This is a genomic window from Bacteroides muris (ex Fokt et al. 2023) (assembly GCF_024704895.1).
GTDB classification, from domain to species: Bacteria; Bacteroidota; Bacteroidia; order Bacteroidales; family Bacteroidaceae; genus Bacteroides; species Bacteroides muris.
This window is the reverse complement of sequence record NZ_JAMZEE010000051.1, coordinates 21,253-27,554: the sequence shown is the minus strand read 5'-3', so window position 1 is coordinate 27,554 and position 6,302 is coordinate 21,253. Positions and strand designations below refer to the sequence as shown.

Genomic DNA, 6,302 nt, shown 5'->3' with positions numbered 1-6,302 from the left:
AACAGTATCAATTCAGTACATTATGGACAGAGGAATAATAACAATCAGTGAAACGGGTGTAGTCATTATGCCGACAGTACCCGTATGGATGACACAATTCGAGATAGCCGACCTGTTCGGGATGTTCTCATGCGATATCCGCAAGGCGATTCATACCATTTACAAGAATAAGGAACTGAACGAATTTGACACGATAAAGTATGTCAGGCAACCGGATGGTATCAGTTATGATGTCTATAACATTGAAGTGATTATAGCCGTTGCATTCAGGATATGCAGTAAAGAGAGTATTTTGTTCAGGCAGTGTATAATCAATAAAATGCGTGCAACCAAAGCAACATCTATAATAACATTGTTTGTTTCCTGTGGCAGAGGCGACAACCGATGGTATAGTTGAGGTTCATTCCGTCAGCCACTCGTTCCCGATGTACGGATGCAAAGGTAGCGTATGGCTTGATGGCAGCGGCAAGGTTGGGCGGCAGAGCCGTTTCGGGCGGAATCTTCCTCCTGCGGAGCGTATTCAGCCCGAAAACCTTGCCACTGCCTGCCATACGCTTGAAGAGCATCCGGCAACGGAAACAAGCGACTGATGGGAAATCAGAAGAAAGAAAAGAGGAACGGCTTACAGACGAAGCAGGATATTGATGCTCCATCTGTAAGCCGTTCCTTTCTCTTTTTGCCGAACCATTGCTGATGCAATCACAGGGCAGACGGCAAACTGCGCTCCTTCAAGAAAATCAGGTTGCCGTCTGTCGGTAGGCAGAGCGGTAGCCGTCAGCAAGCATCCTTTCGATGTCCGATTCACGGTAGAGAATTTTGCCGCCTAACTGGATATAGGCTATGCGTCCTTCGTTTCGATAGTCCTGAAGTGTCCGGCGGCTCACTTTCAACCGTGCCGACACCTCCTTGTCGGTGAAGAAACGTTCACCGTTCAGTGTCGGGCGGTAATTGGCGGTCAAATGTTCGAAGCTGTCCAAAAGACGGTCGAGACTGCCCATGAAGTGGATTATCCACTCGTTGTCCTTGTTAATCAGTTCATTCATGTTACTTTGGATTTAGTGTAATTACTTTGTTTACTATAAGCAGGTGATTAAATCGTCCTGCCCTTGAACTTTGCTTCTTTGCGCCTGTCCTCCACAACGGAAACAATGCGCTGTACATCATCGGGACGGTAGTAGGTCTTGTGGTTTATCTGCGAGTAAGCCAGCGTCCCGTTGTCCCGAAGGGTCTGCAACGTGCGTGGGCTGATGTTGAGCATCCGGCAAACGTCCTGATTGTCCATCCACTCGCCCATCTTCTTTTCTCCGTGCCGCCGACAGATGGCATCCATGCGACTGACGAAACGGTCGAACTTGGCGACCATCGCCTCAAAGGTCTTTCTTTCAATTGATACGATTTCCATATACATACTTTTTATTGTTACTGTTTCTTTTGCCGCAAAGAAAAACATAATCTGTTATCCTACAATGGATTTTCCGGAAGTGGAAGCATGTGGCACAGGTTGGTAGAGGTTGGCACAGATTTGGTGTATATTCTTAATCCCGGAAATCTGCAATGTGTCAAGATTGAAAACAAGGGCTTAATTCAAACCTGACTGTAATCGCACCTTTGTTTCTCCGGCTATTCACATCCAGCAAATCTGTGAAGTCCTCACCGATATCTCGATCACCATAAAGCAAAGTCACACAAAATTGTCTAATCGAGCCCAAACGATTGAATGACTGCACTAAAGTATCTTACTTTACTTGCGATAATCGGTCAAGGCCCAGAGCAAGACCACAGTAATAACTTAATCAATCTGTTTTATGACAATGAAAAGAGAACCAAGTATCAGTGAGCAGCAGGCTCGTGAAATCGTGGAAAGAATGGGACGCAGGGAATCCCGCAGTGAGAAGTCTATGGACGATTTCTACCGGAACATCGGTCTGGACCCGGAACTGCTGGCACAACCCGGCAAGACCGTCACGAAAAAAGCGGAAACAGCTACGGCGGATGAACCGTCAGGCGAAACACCTGAAGATATTGCAGTGCCGCAGAAGCGTATCAGCAGCAAGCAACGCAGGCTGTCGCTGGACGAGTACCGTACCGCTTACCTGCAAGTCCCCAAGATAACCGACCGCAAGCCCGTGTTCGTCAGCGGTGAGGTGCGTGACCGGCTGGACGGGATTGTCCGCCGTCTCGGCGGGCGTGGCATGAGCGCTTCGGGACTTATCGAGAACCTCGCCCGCCTGCACCTTGAAACCTACCGGGAGGATATCGAGCAGTGGCGCAAACTCTGAGCGGATTACGGTAGAACCGGTCAAACCGGTGGATACACTCCATCGGTTTGACCGATATTCCAAATGAGTTATTATACTCACAAACCAATCCGACAAGCGGAGGATTCTTGTGTCCTCAAAGACACAGCAAGATATATTTTCAGTTACCCGAATAATTCTAAGTAACTAAAAACACCTTCACTGCCGTGGGCAGAATTATCCTCCGCAGTCGGATAATTTCGGGGTTCCTTAATCAAAGATTAAACAATGGACAAGCCATAAAATTAAAAGAATAAGAAGAATGAAAAAGAAGAGCAAGTACGGGAGAAATCCCAAGTTGAATCCGAAGACGCACTGCGTGATGGTGCGCTTCGATGATGTGGAATGGAACAGGTTCCTGACGATGTACGAGGAATCGAACGTGTATGCGAAAGCCGTCTTTCTGAAGGCGCACTTCTTCGGGCAGAAGTTCAGGGTGCTGAAGGTGGACAAGACGCTCGTGGACTACTACACCAAACTGTCGGACTTCCACGCCCAGTTCCGTGCCATCGGTACGAACTACAATCAGATCATTAAAGAGTTGCGCATCCACTTTTCGGAGAAGAAGGCGATGGCGTTGCTCTACAAGTTGGAGAAACATACCATCGATTTTGTGAAACTGAGCCGGGAGATCGTGGAGCTTTCAAGGGAAATGTATGCTAAATGGGAACAACAGAAAGGATAAATTCCATTGTACACCTAAAAAATACGGTAGATACACAACCCTGTGAAATAACGCGAAACGCCGAGAATTTCATAGGGTCCGGCATATCATCATCGGACGTCCGGAACTATATGCGAAAGATGGGAATCGACCGAAAGGATTGAAAATATAATTCTTATCATAGAAACGACTTTGTCATTATGCACAGTCGTTTCTATGTTTCATTTACCTCTTTTTACTTCGTAACCAACACGAAATTGCTACTTTTGTAAAATGATTCAAGAGGAATTCGATTTTTACAGACCATGTAAGCTATTGCAACCTTACGTGAGATATTATTGGGTATTCAAAAGTAACCAGTTTTTGAATACCCTGACTTTTCCTATCGGTTGCCCTCAAATCATTTTCCATAAGCAAACACCGTTGTATATTCCCGAATTGAATTCTGCACAAGACAAACTGACTGTGAGCGGACAAGTTAATTTCTCGTCACACCTATATGCTGACGGCAATACAGAAATGATAGTGGTTGTATTCCACCCTCACGCTATGAGTATGTTTCTGAACATGCCGACTTCGCTCTTTTACAATCAAGAAGTGTCCGGTTACAGCCTTGAAAACAAAAGTTTGAATGAACTGGCTACACGAATATTCGACTGTGAGAATAATTCTATTTGCATAAGCTATATAGAAAAATGGCTGGTGTCACAAATTGCCGATAATTTAGCTGATACCGCATACAGAATTAAAAGGATAGATGCCACCATACAGCAAATATATATCACTCCGCAAATCTCTGTAAACGAATTATCTTCCATTGCCTGCCTGAGCAAAAAACAGTTCGAGCGGTTGTTTCATTCATTTGTAGGCATCAATCCCAAAGAATATACCCGTATCGTCCGCTTCCAAAAGGCTTTGGCGCAGATGCAGCATCAAGCGGGCAAAGAAATCAATCAGGCACAAATAGCATACGCCAGCGGTTATGCCGACCAGTCGCACTTTATCCAGGAGTTCAAGAAATTCTGCGGATATACGCCCGTGTCTTTGCTGAAAGTATCAAATCCATATTCCGATTTGTTCACCAATCCCGTATAAATGTCCCGTTTGTTCTATCCGGGGTCAAACGCTTCTCCTACTTTTGCTACCTGATTCATTAAATGAAAATAGCATTAAGTATGAGAGAAGTAAATCCCCAAGAAACCAGCCGGGCATACGCCTTTGAAATGTGGATGAACGCACCCATGCCGATGGTGACGTTCTTTAAGCCCCTCGACGTGTCACGCCTTGTGAAAATCAACCGGAAATCCGGCATGAAGTTTAATATGTTGATGTGCTGGTGCATCGGCAAAGCCGCAAGGAGCGTGAAAGAATTTTATCTGCTGCCCGTTGGCGGTAAACTGATGCAGTACGACACCATTGCAGTAAACACCATTGTCGCCAACAGAAAGGGCGAGGTAAGTTCGTGTGATATTCCTTTCTGTGATGATTTATCTTTGTTTAACCAACACTATCTGCAACTTACCAAACAAGTGGCCGAAAATTGCGCCAATCACGACTTGACGGAAAGCATGGTTATCGGAACTTCCGCATTGGCACAATATGAAATAGACGGGGCTGTCGGGATGTATAGCGGCATTTTTAATAATCCGTTTCTTATTTGGGGCAAATACAAACGCCGCCTGCTGAAAACGACGCTTACCGTTTCTTTCCAGTTCCACCACACGCAAATGGACGGGGCGCACGCTTCCCGATTTTTAGACGGGGTTCAGAAAGAAATTAATAAATTGAGAATATAAGTTCAGGGAAAAACGCTATCTTTGCAGAACTAACAGAAAAATAAATAGTTGTTCAACAATATGAAATGGCAGTTGTGCATATAGCTACGCTCAACGAATAGCACTTCCAATTATTGCTATTCAGCAATAGACAGGCTTATGTTTTAAGTTTGCCTGTCATTGTTTTGTCATTTTCCTTATTATAAATCTATAAGATTGTCGTGCTGCTTAAAGCGGCAGGATGTATCGTATCATATTGGTTTGAACAAATGAATTATACCTATAAAAAAATCTGGCTCATCGCTTTTCCTGTAATGATGAGCATCCTTATCGAACAACTGATAAATATTACCGATGCTTTGTTTTTAGGGCATGTGGGTGATGTGGAACTGGGCGCATCTGCCATTGCCGGAATATGGTTCTTGGCAATTTATATGCTCGGCTTCGGTTTCAGTTTGGGGTTGCAAGTGGTAATTGCCCGCCGTAACGGAGAACAGCAGTATGCGGAAACGGGAAAAACGTTCTTTCAGGGATTGTTTTTCTTGCTAATACTGGCGGTACTCCTCTGTCTGCTATCCAAGATATTTTCTCCCGTTCTGTTGAAGCATCTGATAATTTCGGATGATGTTTATAATGCGGTTATCCGCTATTTGGATTGGCGTATTTGGGGATTGTTGTTCTCTTTCTCGTTCCTTGCCTTACGCTCGTTTTTGGTAGGCATTACACAGACAAAAGCTCTGAACATGGCAACTTTCACTGCCGTACTAGTAAACATTCCGCTGAACTGGCTCCTGATATTCGGCTTAGACATGGGTATATCGGGAGCGGCTATCGCATCTTCATTTGCCGAAATGTGTTCGCTGGCTGTATTGGCTGCATATATGTTTCGGCACATTGATAAAAAAGCGTATGGCTTATACTGGCGTATTGATATAACGGTATTGAAAGAGGTGTTTTCTATCTCTGTATGGAGTATGCTCCAGTTCTTTACAAGTGTAGCCATTTGGTTTCTGTTCTTCGTGGCTATCGAACGTTTGGGAGAAACGGAATTGGCTGTATCGAACATTGTAAGAAGTGTTTCCGCCCTGTTTTCCGTTATCGTCAATGCGTTGGCAGGTGTCACCGGTTCTTTGGTGAGTAACCTGATTGGAGCAGGTGAAAAGAAACAAGTTTTTCCGCTTTGCCATAAGATTATCCGTTTAGGATATGCGACAGGCATTCCACTGATTGCTTTTGCGTTGTTCTTTCACCAGCACATTATAGGGGCTTATACGGAAAATCCCGCTATCATACAGCTTGCATGGCCGCCTTTTCTTGTCATGCTATTGAATTACTTCTTTGCACTACCCGGTTACGTCTATCTGAATGCTGCCACCGGAACGGGAGCGACACGGACGGTATTCATTTTTCAGGTGATAACTACTATTGCTTATCTGTTCTGCTTATGGGGATTAGATTTTTGTGATGTTCCGTTAGCGGCATATTGGGCAGTGGAATACTTATATGTAATGCTGCTTGGTACACAATCCGTCATTTATCTTAAATATAAACAATACTAAGAACTGA

Annotated in this window: 9 protein-coding genes; 6 read left to right on the top strand and 3 right to left on the bottom strand. The window is 44.6% G+C overall.

The genetic code is table 11. The features are described from left to right. The first annotated feature begins 22 nt into the window (after positions 1-22). The gene (locus M1B78_RS16075) at positions 23-397 is read left to right on the top strand and encodes a hypothetical protein (RefSeq protein WP_257941228.1); all 375 of its coding nucleotides are present in this window, start codon (positions 23-25) and stop codon (positions 395-397) included. On the opposite strand, the gene M1B78_RS16070 is transcribed toward M1B78_RS16075, so the two are convergent. The 3 genes from M1B78_RS16070 to M1B78_RS16060 all read right to left on the bottom strand — a co-directional run bounded on the left by M1B78_RS16070 (position 342) and on the right by M1B78_RS16060 (position 1,402). After that, positions 342-653, bottom strand: a complete 312-nt coding sequence (locus M1B78_RS16070; RefSeq protein WP_257941226.1) for a hypothetical protein — start codon at positions 651-653, stop codon at positions 342-344. The two genes, M1B78_RS16075 and M1B78_RS16070, sit on opposite strands and share 56 nt — an antisense overlap. A gap of 84 nt (positions 654-737) precedes the next feature. Next, entirely contained in the window at positions 738-1,043 is a 306-nt protein-coding gene (locus M1B78_RS16065; protein ID WP_257941225.1) for a helix-turn-helix domain-containing protein, read from the bottom strand. A 47-nt stretch (positions 1,044-1,090) separates the two neighbouring features. Continuing rightward, positions 1,091-1,402 carry a helix-turn-helix domain-containing protein gene (locus M1B78_RS16060; protein WP_032536671.1) on the bottom strand — a complete coding sequence of 104 codons (312 nt, stop codon included), beginning with the start codon at positions 1,400-1,402 and terminating at the stop codon, positions 1,091-1,093. Positions 1,403-1,811: 409 nt separating this feature from the next. On the opposite strand from M1B78_RS16060, the gene M1B78_RS16055 reads away from it, so the two are divergent. From M1B78_RS16055 to M1B78_RS16035, 5 genes are all read left to right on the top strand, one after another. Beyond that, a complete protein-coding gene (locus M1B78_RS16055; RefSeq protein ID WP_257941227.1) occupies positions 1,812-2,279 on the top strand; it encodes a DUF3408 domain-containing protein in 468 nt (155 codons plus the stop codon). 280 nt (positions 2,280-2,559) lie between these two features. Next, entirely contained in the window at positions 2,560-2,982 is a 423-nt protein-coding gene (gene mobA, locus M1B78_RS16050; protein WP_257941224.1) for a conjugal transfer protein MobA, read from the top strand. A 252-nt stretch (positions 2,983-3,234) separates the two neighbouring features. Beyond that, positions 3,235-4,056 carry a helix-turn-helix transcriptional regulator gene (locus tag M1B78_RS16045; RefSeq protein WP_346015124.1) on the top strand — a complete coding sequence of 274 codons (822 nt, stop codon included), beginning with the start codon at positions 3,235-3,237 and terminating at the stop codon, positions 4,054-4,056. Positions 4,057-4,136: 80 nt separating this feature from the next. Then, positions 4,137-4,757 (top strand): CatA-like O-acetyltransferase, family 2, encoded by a 621-nt coding sequence (locus M1B78_RS16040; protein WP_257941222.1) that lies wholly within the window; start codon positions 4,137-4,139, stop codon positions 4,755-4,757. Between the two features lie 248 nt (positions 4,758-5,005). Next, positions 5,006-6,295: an MATE family efflux transporter gene (locus M1B78_RS16035; protein ID WP_257941221.1), complete on the top strand. Its 1,290-nt coding sequence runs from the start codon at positions 5,006-5,008 to the stop codon at positions 6,293-6,295. Positions 6,296-6,302: the final 7 nt, after the last annotated feature.

Excerpts from the sequence above, each read along its gene's own strand:
- M1B78_RS16075 (WP_257941228.1), top strand. The coding sequence starts at position 23 with ATGGACAGAGGAATAATAACAATCAGTGAAACGGGTGTAGTCATTATG.
- M1B78_RS16070 (WP_257941226.1), bottom strand. The coding sequence starts at position 653 with ATGGAGCATCAATATCCTGCTTCGTCTGTAAGCCGTTCCTCTTTTCTT.
- M1B78_RS16065 (WP_257941225.1), bottom strand. The coding sequence starts at position 1,043 with ATGAATGAACTGATTAACAAGGACAACGAGTGGATAATCCACTTCATG.
- M1B78_RS16060 (WP_032536671.1), bottom strand. The coding sequence starts at position 1,402 with ATGGAAATCGTATCAATTGAAAGAAAGACCTTTGAGGCGATGGTCGCC.
- M1B78_RS16055 (WP_257941227.1), top strand. The coding sequence starts at position 1,812 with ATGAAAAGAGAACCAAGTATCAGTGAGCAGCAGGCTCGTGAAATCGTG.
- mobA (WP_257941224.1), top strand. The coding sequence starts at position 2,560 with ATGAAAAAGAAGAGCAAGTACGGGAGAAATCCCAAGTTGAATCCGAAG.
- M1B78_RS16045 (WP_346015124.1), top strand. The coding sequence starts at position 3,235 with ATGATTCAAGAGGAATTCGATTTTTACAGACCATGTAAGCTATTGCAA.
- M1B78_RS16040 (WP_257941222.1), top strand. The coding sequence starts at position 4,137 with ATGAGAGAAGTAAATCCCCAAGAAACCAGCCGGGCATACGCCTTTGAA.
- M1B78_RS16035 (WP_257941221.1), top strand. The coding sequence starts at position 5,006 with ATGAATTATACCTATAAAAAAATCTGGCTCATCGCTTTTCCTGTAATG.